Here is a 15,133-nt window from a genome sequence, read left to right as displayed (position 1 = left end):
CTCTTGGCTTCCCTGAGTATTGTCTTGTTCGCTGCGATATTCTTTTCTTTCGATGCCAGTGACGCAGTATGGGTAGCGATACGAGGGTTTTCAATGTTCGATGATTAGTCTTCTCATCCTATTTATGTGTAATTAAACAATACAACTCGTTGGTTTAGCGTTAAGTCAATGTAAATAGCGTGTATTAATGCGATGGGCTTTTGATTCGATGGGCTGCTGCGTCGTCAATGACGTTTTCATGAAGCTCGACAGTGGTTGTCCTTGTCCTGATCCCTGTGCGATAACCCGATATGCAGTCGTCATGCCAGTGCATGCCAAAACAATGAATCAATCTGTCAGGGAGCTGTCGAATGGATCCTTTTATTGGTGAAGTCAAGATGCTGGGGTTTGACTGGGCCCCGCGGGATTGGGCGCTTTGCAACGGAGCCCTGATACAGATCATGCAGAATCAGGCCCTCTTCTCGTTGCTGGGCGCCAGCTTCGGTGGCGACGGCCGGACGACCTTCGCTCTGCCCGATCTGCAGGGGCGAATGCCTCGAGGGCAGGGCCAGGGCGGCGGCCACCGTTATGTGAATTTCGGCGAAAGGGCCGGCCAGGAGACGCATACCCTCCTGACCAGCGAGATGCCGATGCACACCCACACCGCCGCCGTCGAGGCCACGCCGGACGCGGCCAATGAGGATACGCCCGATGAAGGGGACTACCTGGCCAGCGGGAAGGTCAATTTCAATGATCCGGTCCGCAGCTACTACCGTGGCACCCCCTCGAGCACGGTCGAGTTGAGCGGCGGCCAGACCTCGAGTGCAGGTGGCAGCCAGCCATTCTCGACAATGAATCCCTATCTCGCCTTGAATTTCAGTATTGCGCTTCAAGGCATTTATCCTTCTCGTTCATAGCCGCTTCGGCAGTAACGTAATGTGCCGATAGAAGGTTTACCATTTTGTGGCTGGGCCCGTTCGGGAGCGGGCCTAGCCTTCACTACGCTCGTCTATTTGTTCAGTGCTTCCCTAATCGGAGACGATAATGTTGAATACCGTTACGGCAGCGGACTTCGAGCCGTTGCTGGGCCAGGACTGTGTGCTGGATCTGACATCGGAGTTATCGGTAAGACTCAGTGTCGAGCAGGTACATAGCCGGCCGGAGTGCCGGATGCCGGGGGGCGAGGAAATGCGTACTCCGTTCCATGTACTGTTGGCTGGAAAGGAAACAGAGCCGGCGTTTCATGAGGCCACGGCGACACTGCATGTCTCGGATGGCGCGGTGCTGGAAGGGGTCTATCTCTGCCGTGTCATGTCGCCCACCGGTGAGGCGGAGCGCCCGTGGTATCAGCTGGTCTTCAACTGAGGCGCGTGCGGGTGCCAGACCCAGCGTTCGACGGCACCGACCAATGCTTCGAAGCGGAACCCCAGGCGCCGGTAGAACAGCTTGGCGCCAGGGTTGAGCGGGTCCACCGAGAGTGAGACCGGGGCCATGACCTGTGTTGCCGCCGACTGCACGGCCTTCAGCACCACGGCGCCGTATCCGCGGTTACGGGCGGTGCGGATCAGCGCGAGGTCGATGACGTGAACCTCGTTGGCGCCGAAGTCGACGGTCACGCGGCCGATACGCTCGCCCTGCTTCTCGACGATATAGTATAGGGCATTGGGGTAGGCGCTTCCGTAACCGATCGACTGAGCGTTGAGCTGCATCTCGAGCAGCGTCTCGATAAATTCCTGATCGGCCACGATGAGCTGCAGGTCCTGGCGGACCTCGCGGTAGAGGGTCTCGAGGAAGAGCTTGTCCGAATCCCGTGACGGCCGCAAGTGCAGCCCCCCGTTCAGGTGCCCGCCAACATCAGCCATTGTCGTTCCGTTATCGTTCAAGCGGACCGCGATTGAACCGTCGGCCGTCGCCGGGTGTCAAGCCGGACGCTCAAGACCCGGCAGCAAGCGATGATACAGGCAGGCTAGGGACGTACTGGCGTTCTCGTTCACGCCGCCGTGATGCGCTGATACTTTTCCATCAGGGCGTCGCGGGATTCCTCGCGTTCCGGGTCGAGGGGGATGCAGTCGACCGGGCACACCTGCTGGCACTGGGGCTCGTCGAAGTGGCCGACGCACTCGGTACAGCGCTCGGGGTCGATGACGTAGATCTCCTCGCCGGCGGAGATGGCGTCATTGGGGCACTCGGGTTCGCAGACATCGCAGTTGATGCACTCATCGGTGATCATCAGAGCCATGGTTTACCTCGCGGACGACGCGCCTCGGGGCGCGGCGTGGATCGAAACAGGCTGCTCGCTGGAGCAGGGGCACGGGCCAAAAGACCCAGTGCTATAGTCAGCTATTGTAGCGATTCCTGAGCGCCTCGGCGACCTCGGGGTGGACGTGTTGCGACACGTCGCCGCCCAGGCGCGAGATTTCGCGCACCAGCGTCGAGGAAATATAGGAGTTCTCGACTTCCGGGGTCAGGAAGACGGTCTCCAGGTCCGGCATCTGGGCACGGTTCATGTTGGCCAGCTGCAGTTCGTACTCGAAATCCGAGACGGCGCGCAGGCCACGCAGCAGGATGCGGGCCTGGCGCTGGCGCATGAACTCGGTAAGCAGGCCCGAAAACCCCACGACCTCGACATTGTCGTGCTGGGCCACCACCTGGCGTGCCAGGGCGATGCGTGCGTCGATGTCCAGCGCCGGGGCCTTGCCGGGGTTGGTGGCGATGGCCACCACAACGTGATCGAACAGCCGCGCGGCGCGCTCGATCAGGTCGTAGTGGCCATTGGTGATGGGGTCGAAGGTGCCGGGGTAAACGGCGGTGCTCATGGGTCCTCTCCGTCATCGAGGCGACCGAAGGGGTTGTCCACGGCCAGCGAGACCGGCTGGGCATAGCCCGGAATCTGGATGGCGTCGGCACCCACGTTCAGTTCGGGGCCTTCGAGGACGCCCTCGCCGAAACGATAGCGCGGGGCGAAATGGCCACGGTCGGCTTCCCGCTGATAGGCGTTGGCGGTCTGTCGCGTGGCCTCTCGACGGCCCTTCCAGGCGTCGATCGCGGCCTGGCCATGACGCGACGCCAGCAGGCGCTCGGTCACCCGGGGCGAGAGCACCACGCCGGTGGCGTTGTTGCCGCCGAAGCCCTTGGCGTTGATGAAGGAGGCATCCGCATCGAAGGCGATCGGGTCGCGGAAGAAGCGCAGTCGTTCGGTATGGACGTCATCGGCGACGGCATCCAGGGTGGCAATGCCGGGCAGCAGGCCATGCGCGAAGCTGCCCAGGGCGCTGGCCAGCTGGTCGCCGGCGGCGCCGCCCTGGGAGTGGCCGACGAAGGCCTTGATGGCGGTGACCGGCCAGTCCTCGATGCCATGCGCTCGGGCCACCTGATCGAAGACATGGGATTCGGTGGTGCGGTTCTTGGGCGTGCTGGTGCCGTGGGCATGCAGGAAGGTGCGATGCCGCAGGGCATCGGCGCCGAGCATGTCGCGCACCAGGGCCGCGGCCTTGCCCAGGGTAAGGTAGTTGCCGATACCCGGCGCCGAGATCGAGCGCTTCCAGCCGTCGGCATTGACGAAGACCTCGGGCACGCTGCCGCGCAGCTCGGCGCCGACTTCCAGGGCCAGGCTGTCGTCCATCAGCATCAGGAACTGGCTGGATTCGCCCATGGTGAAGCCACAGTTGCGCGCGAAGGGGCGGCAGGCACGCTGATAGTCGGCGTCGGTCAGCAACTCCAGAGCATCCAGCGCCTTCAGGCTGTCGTCATCCGCCAGCGCGCCCATGGCGCGAAAGCCCTCGACGATCTCGGGGGTGATCGGGGCATCCGAGGTGCCGACCATGACCACGCGGCGCCGCCCGGCACGAATGTCCTCGACCCCCAGGCGCAGGTTGTAGAGGAAGCTGGCGCAGGCGCCGAGAGCGGCGCCGGTGCCGCCGACGCTGCCCAGCACATAGGCGTTGAGGAAGTCGGCGGGCATCTGGCCGTAGCCCAGCGGCATCTGCTTGGAGGTGGTGCGCTTGCCGGCCACGAAGCTCTTGAGCAGGCCGCCCCAGCCGTCCTCGTCGAGCTGACCGATGGAATTGCCGGCATAGACGGCGATCTGGTCGGGGTCCAGGCGGTCGCGCAGCTCGTCCCACACCAGGCCGCTGTCGCCCAGGCAGTCGCTGGCGGCGAAGATGGCCATGGACAGGCCGCGCGGGTGGTGAACGCTGCGATAGAAACGGCTCGGCTCGAAGCCGCTGGGCAGCTGGCCGGCGGCCCTGACCTGGGCAGGACGTGTCTCGGGCAGCATGACGTCCATCTCGCCGGCGGGCACCGTGACCTCGACGTGGCGGCGGTCGATGTCGCGGACCTGCCAGGTGGGCGAGAGGTCGAGGGGCAGTTGGCGACGGCGGACCTGAAATGTCAGGGGACGATCCAGTGCCAGGGTGGCGCGGCGGTTGGCCGGCAGCCCTGCGGCGTTGAACTGCGGGTCCTCGATGCGCCGGATCAGGGTATGATCCAGCACCTGCTGGCGGGTCTGTTCGACGAGCGTCGCGGCGTCGAGAGGGTTTCCTTCGGCATCGTGCCAGGAGCCATCGGCCTGGCCGTCGGCCAGGCGCATCATTGCCGCCAGACCCAGCAGGGTCCGGGCCTGGTCGTCATCGGGCAGGGCGTCGAGCACGGTGCGGCGAAACGCCTGATGGCCCGAGGTACGGCCGGCGGGATTCACGCCGCCCATGCCCACGATCACCGGTAAGTGTGACAAGCCGGGTTCCTCGTTGATTGAAATAACAGGGCATAATCGTCTGAAGACAAGGCGTTGATCATAGCACCCGGCTTGCCATGGCGTCATGCAGGGCGCTGCGCGCGGCACCGGCGGCTGCTAGAATGCGGCGCCATCGCTTGTCACCGGCTTTTCCCATGACTGCACACTCCCGCTCCATTCATTCCAACCAGTCCGGCCCCCATCAGGATCTGGCACGGCGCGTCGAGCGCTCGCTGCAGCATGCCTGGCGCAAGCCGGTGGCCGATCACACCCGTGAGGCCTTCGCCCGGGCCACGGACTGGCTGGCCGACCGCCCGCGATGCCCCTTGATGCTGGATGCCGGCTGCGGCGTGGGCCTCTCGACGCGGCGCCTGGCCTACGCCCACCCGGACTGTGCGGTGGTCGGCGTGGATCGCAGCGGGGACCGGCTGTCGCGGGATCATGGTGAGCCTCCGGACAATGCCCTGCTGCTGAGGGCCGACCTGGTGGACTTCTGGCGCCTGGCGCTGGCCGCCGGCTGGCAGCCCCGGCAGCATTATCTGCTGTATCCCAACCCCTATCCCAAGTCGGTCCATCTCAAGATGCGCTGGCACGGCCATCCGGTCTTTCCGGTGATTCCGGCCCTGGGCGGGCGGCTCGAGCTGCGCTCCAACTGGGCACTGTATGTCGAGGAGTTCGCCCTGGCGCTGCATCAGGCGACCGGCATCCAGGCGGCGGTCGAGGCCTTCGACCCCGGCGAGACGCCGCTCACTCCCTTCGAGAACAAGTATCGGCGCAGCGGCCAGACTCTCTGGCGGCTGGTCGCCGAGCTGCCGCATCGCCCCGAGCTGTTGCCCGGCTGAGGTCGGCTCAGCGGAGCCGGTGGTCGCGAAAGCGCTCGCCCAGGGTGCGCTGCAGCCATTGGGCGATGGGACCGCTGCCGCTATCTCGCCGGCGTACCGTTTCGACCTCGATCACCGGCGGGGTGCCCAGGCTCTCGTTGGCCAGATGGGTCAGGTCGTCGCGAAACGGCGGATACTGGGCAATATGCTGGGGGACCAGGGCCCAGCCCAGACCGCGGGTGGCCAGCTCGGCCATCGAGTAGAAGCTGTTGAGTCGCCAGAACTGGGCGCTCAGTGGTTGCCAGGCGTCGCCCTCGCTGCGCGAGGCAATGACCAGCTGGCGATGGCTGGCCAGGTCGCTGGCCGAGGGGGTAGCGAGTGCCGCCAGGGGGTGCCGACGCGCCACGACCAGCGACTGCTCGAGGTGGGCGATGCGGGTGCCCTCGAGTAGCGGCCCCTGGCCCTGCTGGCGCAGCAGGATGCCCAGGTCGGCGGTGCGATCCTCCACCCAGCCGGCGATATCGCCCTGGGCGCCATACAGCAGCGTCAGTTGAAGGGCCGGGTAATGCCCGGCCAGTGCCTCCAGGCTTTCATCCACCGGCGGCATCTCGACCAGGGCTTCGTCGATGGCCAGTACCAGACGTGCCTCCTCGCCCTGGCGGATGGCATGGGCGCGCGCCTCCAGGCGCTGGCACTGGCGAATCACGGCACGCGCTTCGTGCAGCAGTGCCTCGCCGGCTTCTGTGAGTCGCGGCATGCGTGCCGAACGATCGAACAGCGGGCAGTCCAGGTCGGCCTCCAGATGGGCAATGGCCGTGCTGATGGCCGATTGGGCCCGACCGAGATGCCGCGCCGCCGCCGAGAAGGAGCCCTGCTCGGCGCAGGCGATGAGGATTTCCAGTTGATCGAGGGTCCAGCGCATGGCGGGCGTGACCTTATTCCGGTGACCTATCGCGAAAACAGATGGATTCCAACTGGTAACGATCACCATGATGGCGAGAATAGTAGCGCGAGTCGAGACGCTGTCTCTGGTCAGACCAATATCACGGAGAGGTCACAATGCGCTCCTGGCAGGAAAGGGTCACACATACGCTGCTCTTCGAAACGGGCGGGCTGATCATGGTCACGCCGCTGGCCAGTTGGCTGACGGGGCATGGCATGGGCGAGATCGGCGTGCTGGCCCTGGGGCTGGCTACCGCCGCCATGTTGTGGAATCTGGTGTGGAACCGGGTGTTCGACATCTGGGTGCCGACCCGTCAGCGCAGTCTGGGGCAACGCGCGGCTCAGGCCGGCGGCTTCGAGCTCGGCCTGCTGATCATGACGCTGCCGGTGGTGGCCTGGTGGCTGAGCATCGGGCTCGTCGAGGCCTTCTGGCTGGATTTCGGCTTCATGGTGTTCTTCCTGATCTACGCCATGATCTTCAACACGCTTTTCGATTACATCATGCGGCAGCGACTGGCACGGGGGAAGAACGGATGAGCTATCTCTATCTGGCGTTGGCGATCATTGCCGAGGTGGTGGCGACCTCGGCGCTCAAGGCTTCCGACGAGTTTTCGCGATTCTGGCCCAGTGTGGTCGTGGTGGTCGGCTATGTGACGGCCTTCTACCTGCTGACGCTGGTATTTCGCACCCTGCCGGTGGGCATCGCCTATGCCTTCTGGGCCGGGCTCGGCATCGTGCTGGTCACCCTGGTCGGCATGGTGGTCTATGGCGAACGTCCCGACCTGCCGGCGGTGCTGGGCATGGCGCTGATTATCGGCGGTGTGGTGATCATCCAGGTGTTCTCTTCGACCACGGCCCACTGAGGCCGACAGGCTGCGGGTCGAAACACCTGCCGCGGCCGGGTAAACTGCGTGTCTCGTATTGCCGGTCGAGCCGTTTCCCGAATCACATTGCACGGATGCCATGATGTTTCACCGCCTGTTGAGCCGTAGCCTGTTGATCGTTGCACTGCTGCCCCTGACGGCCCTGGGAGCAGGATTTCCCCAATTGGGCACGCTGGCCGAGGATGGCTTTCGCATCAGTGCCGAAGCGCGCCTTCTGGGGGCCGGGGGCCAGCCCGAGGAGATCCTGGCGAGCCTCTCGCCGACGCGCTCGCTGTCGCCGGCCTCGGTCACCAAGGTCTACACCGCGGCCGCTGCGCTGGATCGCTTCGGCCCCCAGCATCGCTTCACCACGCGCCTGGTCAGCACGGCCGAGCCCGGCGCCGAGGGCGTACTGGACGGCGACCTGATCCTCGACGGCGGCGGCGATCCGGCGTTGACCAGCGAGGACCTGTGGCGATTGGTGCAACGCCTGCACCAGGCCGGGGTGCGCGAGATCGCGGGCCGCCTGGAGGTGAGTCAGTGGCGCTTCGGCCCGGTGGAGTGCATCACCACCGATCGCTGTCAGGCGCGCAGCCGCGTGGACAACGCCTACAGCGCACTGCTCTCCTCGGCCGGCGTCAACTTCGGCAGCTGGTGCGTGAATGTGGCACCCGCAGCCGTCGCCGGTCAGCCTGCCGCCCTGACCAGTTGTGACAGCAAGGAGCCGCTGCCGGGCTTCGATAATCAGGTGGAGACCCAACCCGCCGACAGCGGCACGCGCCTCTCGGCGACCCGCGTGACCCAGCAGGCCGGGGATGTCATGCAGGTCAGCGGCCAGATATCCACCAATGCCTACCCGCGGGATCTGTATCGGGCCAGTGCCGATCCGGCCGGCCAGACCGCCGACCTGCTGCTGGCGATGCTCGAGCGCGCCGGCATTCAGGTGCGCGGAGAAGCCGTCACCAGCACCACCCAGCCTCCGGCATCGGCGCGGCAACTGGCGGCCGTGGATGGCGAGCCCTTGCAGGAAGTCCTGCTGCGAACCCTCAATTACTCCAACAACTTCATGGCCGATGTGCTGGCGCTCAACCTGGCCAATGGCGCCCGACCCGGCCTGGAAGCGGGCGGGGCGGCCATTCAGGCCTTCGCCAGCCGCATCGAGGGTCATGGGCCTCTGACCCTGCGCAGCGGCAGTGGCCTGACAACGGACAATCGCACCAGCGCCAGCGGCGCCAACACCCTGCTGGCCCACATGTTCGAGCAGCCGGCGCTGTTTCCCAGCTTCGTGGCCGGGCTGCAATCACCGCGTAACGGGGTCATGCGTTTCATACGCAAGGGGCCGGCCAACTTCCAGAACCGCGTGATGCTCAAGACCGGCACCCTCAACGAGCCGGTCCGCGTGCGGGCGGTGACCGGGTACTTCCGTACCCTGTCGGACCGCTGGGGCGCGTTCACGGTGCTGGTCAATGGCACTGACTCGACGCCCTATCTCAACTGGACGATGGTGCTGGAGCGTCTGTCCGAGGATCTGGCGCGCTTAATCGAGGCCCACTAGTTACGCGACTACCAGGAAACCGATCATGAAACCCGGATACACCGGCCTGCGCCACCTCATGAACTCCACCCGATACTCCCTCAAGGGCTTCAGGGCGGCCTATCGCTACGAGGCCGCCTTTCGCCAGGAAGTGGCCCTCTGCGTGATCCTGATCCCGCTGGCCTGGTGGGTCGGGACCTCGCCGGTGGAGTGGATCCTGCTGGTCGGCAGTTGCCTGCTGGTGTTGATCGTCGAACTGCTCAATACCGCCGTCGAGAGCGTGGTCGATCGCATCGGCCCGGAGCATCACAAGCTGTCCGGACGCGCCAAGGACATCGGCTCGGCGGCGGTGATGCTGGCGCTGGTGCTTGCCGGCCTGACCTGGGGGCTGCTGTTGTGGAGCCGCTTCGTCGGCTGAGCCCCGTGGCGACGGGCTCAAGCAAATCCGCCTAGTGTCGGGGGTGCCGGCTTGGTTATGCTGAGCATATCCGCAACCCGATGACGAGGCGCCCATGGCTCTGCCCGACGACTTTCTGCCCCTGGATGCCATCCCCGAGCCTCCTGCCGCGGCACTCCGGCATGCCTGGGAGCGCCTGAGTACAGCGCTGGAGCAGGCCGACAACCTGGCCGCGATGCAGCAGCAGGAAGCGCCCAGCGAGAGCTGGCTGGCTCTTTCCCGGGCGCGTCGGCAGCAGTTGGCGCGGGTGCTGGCGGTCTCGAACCTGGCGCTGGAAACCCTGGTGCGACACCCGGACTGGCTGGCCCACCTGGATGCCATCGGCGAGCTGGACGTCACGCCATCGGCGGCTTCCTGGAACGAGGCGCTGGCCGAGAGTCTGGAAGACGTGACCGATGAAGCGGCCATGCATGCCGTGATTCGACGTTTTCGCCAGGCCCGCATGCTGGGCATCGTATGGCGCGACCTGAACCGCCCCGAGGGCACCGACATGTGGCGCACCAGCGGCGCCGTGTCGGCGCTGGCCGAGGCCTGCCTGGACGCCGCCCTGAGCTGGCTCGAACAGCACTACGCGGCCCGCTGGGGGCGGCCGGCCAAGCGCGCGGACGGCAGCGAGCAACGCCTGGTGGTGCTGGGCATGGGCAAGCTGGGCGCCGGCGAGCTCAATCTGTCTTCCGATATCGACCTGATCTTCGCCTTCCCCGAGAAGGGCGAGACCGAAGGTGGGCGCAAGCCCCTCGAGCACCAGGAATATTTCACCAAGATCGGCCAGAAGCTGATCGCCGCCCTGGATGCAGTGACTGCCGACGGTTTTGCCTTTCGTGTCGACATGCGACTGCGCCCGCTGGGCGATGGCGGCCCGCTGGTCGGCAGCTTCGCCTCTCTGGCCGGTTACTACCAGGATCAGGGCCGCGAGTGGGAGCGCTATGCCATGCTCAAGGCGCGCCCGGTCGCCGGCGACCGGGATGCCGGCGACGAGCTGCTGGCCAGTCTCAAGCCCTTCGTGTACCGCAAGTACCTGGACTTCGGCGCCATCGAATCCCTGCGCGAACTCAAGTCGATGATCAATCGCGAGGTCAAGCGTCGCGGCATGGAGGACAACATCAAGCTCGGCCAGGGCGGGATTCGCGAGGTCGAATTCGTGGTCCAGGCCTTCCAGTTGATACGCGGTGGCCGCGATACCGAGCTGCAGGTGACGTCCCTGCGTCGTGCGCTCCAGCGCCTGCCCGACCTGGGCCTGCTGCCCCAGGAAGTGGTCGACGAACTGGAGCCCGACTACGCCTTTCTGCGCGACCTGGAACATGTGCTGCAGGCGCTGGATGACCGGCAGACGCAGACCCTGCCCGTGGGCGAGCTGGAACGCGAGCGTGTCGCCCTCGGCCTGGACATGGAGGACTGGCCGGCCGTGATGGCGCGCCTCGACGAGGTACGCGCCCGGGTCCGGCGGCATTTCGATGCGGTCATCGCCGACCCCGAGGAAGAGGCGGAAAGCACTCCGGATCAGCCCGATTCGCGGGCGGCCAGTGTCGATTTCGAGGAATGGCGGGCGCTGTGGCGTGGAGAGGAAGGCGACGAGGACGCGCGAGACCTGCTGGCGTCCGCCGGGTTCGGTGCTGCCGAGGCCAGCCTGCGCCGTCTGATGGCGCTGCGCCGCTCGCGTCAGGTGCAGACCATGCAACGCATCGGCTTCGAGCGCCTCGACGCGCTGATGCCGCTGCTGCTCGAGGCCGCGGCGGAAAGCGACGCGCCGGACACGGCGCTGGAGCGCGTCCTGCCGCTGATCGAGGCGGTGCTGCGGCGCACGGCCTACCTGGCCCTGCTGCGCGAGAACCCGGTGGCGCTCGAGCACCTGATGCGGTTGTGCAGTGCCAGCCCCTGGATCGCCGAACAACTGGCCCGCTACCCGATTCTGCTCGATGAGCTGCTGACCCCGGACACGCTGTACACCCCGGCGGACAAGTCGCGCCTGGCCGACGAGCTGCGCCAGACGCTGGCACGGGTGCCCGAGGACGATGAGGAAGGTCATCTGGAAGCGCTGCGTGTCTTCAAGCATGCCCAGGTGCTGCACGTGGCGGCCTCGGATATCGCCGGCACGCGACACCTGATGAAGGTCAGCGACTACCTGACCTATATCGCCGAGGTAGTGCTCGAGGCGGTGCTGACCATGGCCTGGAAGCATCTGACGCGCAAGCACGGCTTTCCCGAGCGGCGTGACGGGAGCCGTTGTACCCCGGAGCCGGAGTTCCTGATCATCGGGTACGGCAAGCTCGGTGGCATCGAGCTGGGCTATGGTTCGGACCTGGACCTGGTCTTCCTGCATGACAGCGCCGGCCAGGGCAGTACCGACGGTGCTCGGCCCATCGACAACGCCGTTTTCTTCACGCGGCTCGGCCAGCGCATCATACACCTGCTCACCGCCATGACTCCGGCCGGCAGCCTCTACGAGGTCGACATGCGGCTGCGGCCCTCGGGCAACTCGGGGCTGCTGGTCTCCAGTATCGACGCCTACGCCGATTATCAGCGCCGCGAGGCCTGGACCTGGGAGCATCAGGCGCTGGTGCGGTCCCGGGTGGTGGCCGGTCATGCGGCGCTCAGCGAACGCTTCGCCGAGGTGCGTGGCGATGTGCTCGGCAGCCGACGCGACCCCGACGAGCTGCGCCAGGAAGTGATTTCCATGCGCCAGCGAATGCGCGAGCATCTGGGCAGCAAGGGCGAGTCCGGCAGCTTCGACCTCAAGCACGACCCGGGCGGCATGGTCGACATCGAGTTCCTCTGCCAGTACGCCGTGCTGGCCATGGGGCACGAGACCCCCGAGCTGCTGACCTACAGTGACAACATGCGCATCCTCGAGACGCTCGAGGAGAGCGGCCGGCTGCCGGCCGATGACTGTCGCCGCCTGCGCGAGGCCTACCTGGCCTGTCGCACGGCGTCGCATCGCTCCGCGCTGACCGGAGACCCGGCACGCGGCCCCGACGCCGACTTCCAGGCGCATCGTGATGCCGTCATCGCGGTATGGCAGCGGCTTCTCGAGCCGATGACATGATGCCTGTTTCTTCGACAAGGAAAGCAATGACATGAACAAGGTGTTGGTCCTGCACGGCCCCAACCTCAACCTGCTGGGCACGCGCCAGCCGGAGATCTACGGTCAGGAGACGCTGGCGGATATCGACGACACACTGCGCGCCCGGGCTCATTCGGGCGGCTGGGAGATCGTCTGCCGTCAAAGCAACCACGAGGGTGAACTGATCGATGCCATTCAGGCCGCACGCCTCGACGGCACGGCGGCGATCATCATCAATCCGGCGGCCTACACGCATACGTCGGTGGCCATTCTCGATGCCCTCAATGCCTTCGAGGGCCGGGTCATCGAAGTGCATCTCTCCAATGTCCACCAGCGTGAGGCGTTTCGGCATCATTCGTATGTCTCGCTGCGCGCCGATGGCGTCATCGCCGGACTCGGCAGCCAGGGCTATCGTGCCGCGCTGACGGCGGTGATGGAGGCCTGAGTGAGGATGACGATGCCATTACCGCGACATGGCGGGATGATGCGGTGTCTTTGCCTCGCGGGGCTCCTGCTGTTGGCCGGCTGCGGTGAGACGCCGACCGGTCGTTCCCAGCTGGCGCTGGTGCCGGATGCGCTGATGGCCAAAATGGGCAGCGACGCCTTCGTGCAGATGCGGCAACAGGGGCGGGAAGTGTCGGGCACGCCGGCCAGCCAGCGGGTCGAGTGCATTGCGCATGCGTTGCTGACGGCGACCGAGCGGCTGTATCCCGAGGTCGAAATGCCGGAGGAATGGCAGGTGGTGCTGTTCGAGGAGCCCTCGCCGAACGCCTTTGCCCTGCCGGGTGGGCGGATCGGGGTGCATACCGGGCTGTTGCGTGTCGCGGAGTCGCCGGCGCAGCTGGCCGCGGTGATCGGCCACGAGATCAGCCATGTGCTGGCCGACCATGGCAACGAACGCATGACCCAGCAGCTCGGCATCAAGGCGGCCCTGCTGGTGGTCGGCCTGCTGGGCGAGGGCGACATGGGGCAGCAGGCGATCCTTCAGGCGCTGGGCGTCGGCGCCCGGCTGGGCGTGACCCTGCCGTTCAGTCGCGCCCACGAGGAAGAAGCCGACCTGATGGGGCTGCGCATCATGGCGGCGGCGGGCTTCGACCCGGCCGCCAGCGTGGCGCTGTGGCGCAACATGGCGCAGGCCGGCGACGGCCAGCCGCCGGAGTTGCTGTCGACCCACCCGGCCCATGAGTCACGCATCGAGGCGCTCCAGGCCAACCTGCCGCAAGCCCGCGAGCTCGCCCGGGGCAGTGCCCCCGACTGTGGTCAGGGGCGCTTCGAGGTGCGCTGAGCCTGTTGACTGGAGCTCAGGAGTGCGAGTGCTCGTCCCGGGCTTCATAGTCGCCCTCGAGCACCTGGTGTTGCTGGGTGCGGTCCTGACCGGAGCGCGCTTCGCGGTAGGTCTCGCCGCCGACGTCCTGGGCCTGGTCGGCGCGCATCTGCTCCATGCGCTTTTTCATGCGGCGGCGCAGGAAGGGCAGCATGGCCCAGCCGATCAGCAGGAAGAACAGGCCGAGGATGGTGCCGACGATCATCAGGACGCCGAACAGCAGCCAGGTGAAAACGAGTTTGATGCCGCTGACCTGACCGCGGGGCCTGGCCTGGCGAGCACGTTGCTGCCATTGCTGGGCGGCGCGCCAGGCGGCGTTGTTGCGCGGGTCGTTGGGGTCGGTCATGAGGGGCTCCGTGGAGGCGTGCCGTCGGTCGGCAGCCGTGGATGTCTGCCCCTTGGAAAGCGGACCATCAGGAAGGTTCCGTCTGCCAGATGTCGCCGAGGATCTCGTAGCTCCGCAGCCGATCCTGCTGGGCAAACACGTCGGTGTGGATCATCAGTTCATCCGCGCCGGTGCTCTCCAGAAAGTGCTCCAGGCCGTCACGCACGCGCTGCGGGCCGCCGATGACGGCAGCGCCGAAGAACTGGTCGACCTGGGCCTGCTCCAGCGATGACCAGTCGATACGCTCGACCGGCGGCAGGGCGCGGGTACGCTGGCCGCGGATCAACCCCAGAAATTTCTGGCGGGCCGTGGTGGCGAGAAACTCGGCGCGTTCGTCGGAGTCGGCGGCGACCACCGGCAGGCCGACCATGGCGTGGGGCGCGTCCAGTACCGCCGAGGGCTGAAAGTTATCACGGTACAGCTTGAGGGCGTGGTGCAGCTGGGCCGGGGCAAACTGGGCGGCGAAGGCGAAGGGCAGTCCCTCGCGGGCGGCCAGGCGGGCACTGTAGTCGCTGGAACCGAGCAGCCAGATCGGCACATGCGTGCCCTGGCCGGGGATGGCGCGCACGCGCTGGTCCGGGCGTTCCTCGCCCAGGTAGCCGCGCAGTTCCTCCAGACGCTGCGGGAAGTCGTCCACGCCGGCGCGCGGGTCGCGGCGCATGGCGGCCATGGTGGCGCCATCCGAGCCCGGGGCACGGCCCAGGCCCAGATCGATGCGGCCCGGGTAGAGGGTTTCCAGGGTGCCGAACTGTTCGGCGATGACCAGGGGCGGATGATTGGGCAGCATGATACCGCCACTGCCGATGCGCAGGCGTGACGTGTGAGCCGCCAGATGCCCGATCAGCACCGAAGTGGCGGCGCTGGCGATGCCGTCGATGCTGTGGTGCTCGGCCAGCCAGTAGCGGGTGAAACCGAGCTGTTCGGTCAGCCGGGCCAGCTCGACGCTTTCGGTATAGCTGTCGGCAGCGCTGCCGCCCTGTCGAATCGGGGCCAGGTCGAGGACGGAAAGGGGAGTGGCGGCCAGTCGAGACATGA

At 66.3% G+C, this 15,133-nt stretch carries 17 protein-coding genes; 10 read left to right on the top strand and 7 right to left on the bottom strand.

The features are described 5' to 3' along the window. Positions 1–350: 350 nt before the first annotated feature. Together QWY79_RS04485 and QWY79_RS04480 are read left to right on the top strand one after the other, a co-directional pair. On the top strand, positions 351–896 hold the full coding sequence (locus QWY79_RS04485) for a phage tail protein (RefSeq protein ID WP_290270287.1): 546 nt from the start codon (positions 351–353) through the stop codon (positions 894–896). 127 nt (positions 897–1,023) lie between these two features. Continuing rightward, positions 1,024–1,344 carry a DUF6916 family protein gene (locus tag QWY79_RS04480; protein ID WP_290270285.1) on the top strand — a complete coding sequence of 107 codons (321 nt, stop codon included), beginning with the start codon at positions 1,024–1,026 and terminating at the stop codon, positions 1,342–1,344. On the opposite strand, the gene QWY79_RS04475 is transcribed toward QWY79_RS04480, so the two are convergent. The 4 genes from QWY79_RS04475 to QWY79_RS04460 all read right to left on the bottom strand — a co-directional run bounded on the left by QWY79_RS04475 (position 1,326) and on the right by QWY79_RS04460 (position 4,684). Continuing rightward, positions 1,326–1,841, bottom strand: coding sequence for a GNAT family N-acetyltransferase (locus QWY79_RS04475; RefSeq protein ID WP_290270283.1), 516 nt, complete (start codon positions 1,839–1,841; stop codon positions 1,326–1,328). The genes QWY79_RS04480 and QWY79_RS04475 overlap by 19 nt on opposite strands. 128 nt (positions 1,842–1,969) lie before the next feature. Continuing rightward, positions 1,970–2,218, bottom strand: a complete 249-nt coding sequence (locus QWY79_RS04470) for a YfhL family 4Fe-4S dicluster ferredoxin (RefSeq protein WP_290270281.1) — start codon at positions 2,216–2,218, stop codon at positions 1,970–1,972. Positions 2,219–2,315: 97 nt separating this feature from the next. Next, entirely contained in the window at positions 2,316–2,795 is a 480-nt protein-coding gene (gene coaD / locus QWY79_RS04465) for a pantetheine-phosphate adenylyltransferase (RefSeq protein ID WP_290270279.1), read from the bottom strand. Next, on the bottom strand, positions 2,792–4,684 hold the full coding sequence (locus tag QWY79_RS04460; RefSeq protein ID WP_435389759.1) for a beta-ketoacyl synthase: 1,893 nt from the start codon (positions 4,682–4,684) through the stop codon (positions 2,792–2,794). Before QWY79_RS04460 ends, coaD begins: the two co-directional genes overlap by 4 nt. 182 nt (positions 4,685–4,866) lie before the next feature. Here QWY79_RS04460 and trmB point away from each other — a divergent pair, with 182 nt between their 5' ends. Continuing rightward, positions 4,867–5,553 (top strand): tRNA (guanine(46)-N(7))-methyltransferase TrmB, encoded by a 687-nt coding sequence (gene trmB, locus QWY79_RS04455; protein ID WP_290270276.1) that lies wholly within the window; start codon positions 4,867–4,869, stop codon positions 5,551–5,553. A gap of 7 nt (positions 5,554–5,560) precedes the next feature. On the opposite strand, the gene QWY79_RS04450 is transcribed toward trmB, so the two are convergent. After that, a complete protein-coding gene (locus QWY79_RS04450) occupies positions 5,561–6,454 on the bottom strand; it encodes a LysR family transcriptional regulator (RefSeq protein WP_290270274.1) in 894 nt (297 codons plus the stop codon). Between the two features lie 137 nt (positions 6,455–6,591). Between QWY79_RS04450 and QWY79_RS04445 the strand changes: the two genes are divergently transcribed. From QWY79_RS04445 to QWY79_RS04415, 7 genes are all read left to right on the top strand, one after another. After that, positions 6,592–7,011 (top strand): PACE efflux transporter, encoded by a 420-nt coding sequence (locus QWY79_RS04445; protein WP_290270272.1) that lies wholly within the window; start codon positions 6,592–6,594, stop codon positions 7,009–7,011. Next, the gene (locus QWY79_RS04440; protein ID WP_141321410.1) at positions 7,008–7,337 is read left to right on the top strand and encodes a DMT family transporter; all 330 of its coding nucleotides are present in this window, start codon (positions 7,008–7,010) and stop codon (positions 7,335–7,337) included. Before QWY79_RS04445 ends, QWY79_RS04440 begins: the two co-directional genes overlap by 4 nt. 100 nt (positions 7,338–7,437) lie before the next feature. Continuing rightward, positions 7,438–8,892: a D-alanyl-D-alanine carboxypeptidase/D-alanyl-D-alanine endopeptidase gene (dacB, locus tag QWY79_RS04435; RefSeq protein ID WP_435389756.1), complete on the top strand. Its 1,455-nt coding sequence runs from the start codon at positions 7,438–7,440 to the stop codon at positions 8,890–8,892. A gap of 25 nt (positions 8,893–8,917) precedes the next feature. Continuing rightward, entirely contained in the window at positions 8,918–9,289 is a 372-nt protein-coding gene (locus QWY79_RS04430) for a diacylglycerol kinase (RefSeq protein WP_141321414.1), read from the top strand. Between the two features lie 94 nt (positions 9,290–9,383). Next, complete coding sequence (gene glnE, locus QWY79_RS04425; RefSeq protein ID WP_290270266.1) at positions 9,384–12,371, top strand: bifunctional [glutamate--ammonia ligase]-adenylyl-L-tyrosine phosphorylase/[glutamate--ammonia-ligase] adenylyltransferase; 2,988 nt, start codon at positions 9,384–9,386, stop codon at positions 12,369–12,371. Positions 12,372–12,402: 31 nt separating this feature from the next. After that, positions 12,403–12,834: a type II 3-dehydroquinate dehydratase gene (aroQ, locus tag QWY79_RS04420; RefSeq protein WP_141321418.1), complete on the top strand. Its 432-nt coding sequence runs from the start codon at positions 12,403–12,405 to the stop codon at positions 12,832–12,834. Between the two features lie 39 nt (positions 12,835–12,873). Continuing rightward, the gene (locus QWY79_RS04415) at positions 12,874–13,674 is read left to right on the top strand and encodes a M48 family metallopeptidase (protein WP_290270360.1); all 801 of its coding nucleotides are present in this window, start codon (positions 12,874–12,876) and stop codon (positions 13,672–13,674) included. A gap of 16 nt (positions 13,675–13,690) precedes the next feature. Here QWY79_RS04415 and QWY79_RS04410 read toward each other — a convergent pair whose 3' ends face one another. Further along, positions 13,691–14,059 (bottom strand): hypothetical protein, encoded by a 369-nt coding sequence (locus QWY79_RS04410; RefSeq protein WP_290270262.1) that lies wholly within the window; start codon positions 14,057–14,059, stop codon positions 13,691–13,693. Between the two features lie 67 nt (positions 14,060–14,126). Continuing rightward, complete coding sequence (locus QWY79_RS04405; protein ID WP_290270260.1) at positions 14,127–15,131, bottom strand: LLM class flavin-dependent oxidoreductase; 1,005 nt, start codon at positions 15,129–15,131, stop codon at positions 14,127–14,129. Between the last annotated feature and the right edge of the window lie 2 nt (positions 15,132–15,133).

Origin of the sequence: Halomonas sabkhae (assembly GCF_030409265.1) — a bacterium.
Lineage (GTDB): Bacteria > Pseudomonadota > Gammaproteobacteria > Pseudomonadales > Halomonadaceae > Halomonas > Halomonas halmophila.
This window is presented reverse-complemented; position numbering and strand designations above follow the sequence as displayed.

Excerpts from the sequence above, each read along its gene's own strand:
- QWY79_RS04485 (WP_290270287.1), top strand. The coding sequence starts at position 351 with ATGGATCCTTTTATTGGTGAAGTCAAGATGCTGGGGTTTGACTGGGCC.
- QWY79_RS04480 (WP_290270285.1), top strand. The coding sequence starts at position 1,024 with ATGTTGAATACCGTTACGGCAGCGGACTTCGAGCCGTTGCTGGGCCAG.
- QWY79_RS04475 (WP_290270283.1), bottom strand. The coding sequence starts at position 1,841 with ATGGCTGATGTTGGCGGGCACCTGAACGGGGGGCTGCACTTGCGGCCG.
- QWY79_RS04470 (WP_290270281.1), bottom strand. The coding sequence starts at position 2,218 with ATGGCTCTGATGATCACCGATGAGTGCATCAACTGCGATGTCTGCGAA.
- coaD (WP_290270279.1), bottom strand. The coding sequence starts at position 2,795 with ATGAGCACCGCCGTTTACCCCGGCACCTTCGACCCCATCACCAATGGC.
- QWY79_RS04460 (WP_435389759.1), bottom strand. The coding sequence starts at position 4,684 with ATGGGCGGCGTGAATCCCGCCGGCCGTACCTCGGGCCATCAGGCGTTT.
- trmB (WP_290270276.1), top strand. The coding sequence starts at position 4,867 with ATGACTGCACACTCCCGCTCCATTCATTCCAACCAGTCCGGCCCCCAT.
- QWY79_RS04450 (WP_290270274.1), bottom strand. The coding sequence starts at position 6,454 with ATGCGCTGGACCCTCGATCAACTGGAAATCCTCATCGCCTGCGCCGAG.
- QWY79_RS04445 (WP_290270272.1), top strand. The coding sequence starts at position 6,592 with ATGCGCTCCTGGCAGGAAAGGGTCACACATACGCTGCTCTTCGAAACG.
- QWY79_RS04440 (WP_141321410.1), top strand. The coding sequence starts at position 7,008 with ATGAGCTATCTCTATCTGGCGTTGGCGATCATTGCCGAGGTGGTGGCG.
- dacB (WP_435389756.1), top strand. The coding sequence starts at position 7,438 with ATGATGTTTCACCGCCTGTTGAGCCGTAGCCTGTTGATCGTTGCACTG.
- QWY79_RS04430 (WP_141321414.1), top strand. The coding sequence starts at position 8,918 with ATGAAACCCGGATACACCGGCCTGCGCCACCTCATGAACTCCACCCGA.
- glnE (WP_290270266.1), top strand. The coding sequence starts at position 9,384 with ATGGCTCTGCCCGACGACTTTCTGCCCCTGGATGCCATCCCCGAGCCT.
- aroQ (WP_141321418.1), top strand. The coding sequence starts at position 12,403 with ATGAACAAGGTGTTGGTCCTGCACGGCCCCAACCTCAACCTGCTGGGC.
- QWY79_RS04415 (WP_290270360.1), top strand. The coding sequence starts at position 12,874 with ATGCGGTGTCTTTGCCTCGCGGGGCTCCTGCTGTTGGCCGGCTGCGGT.
- QWY79_RS04410 (WP_290270262.1), bottom strand. The coding sequence starts at position 14,059 with ATGACCGACCCCAACGACCCGCGCAACAACGCCGCCTGGCGCGCCGCC.
- QWY79_RS04405 (WP_290270260.1), bottom strand. The coding sequence starts at position 15,131 with ATGTCTCGACTGGCCGCCACTCCCCTTTCCGTCCTCGACCTGGCCCCG.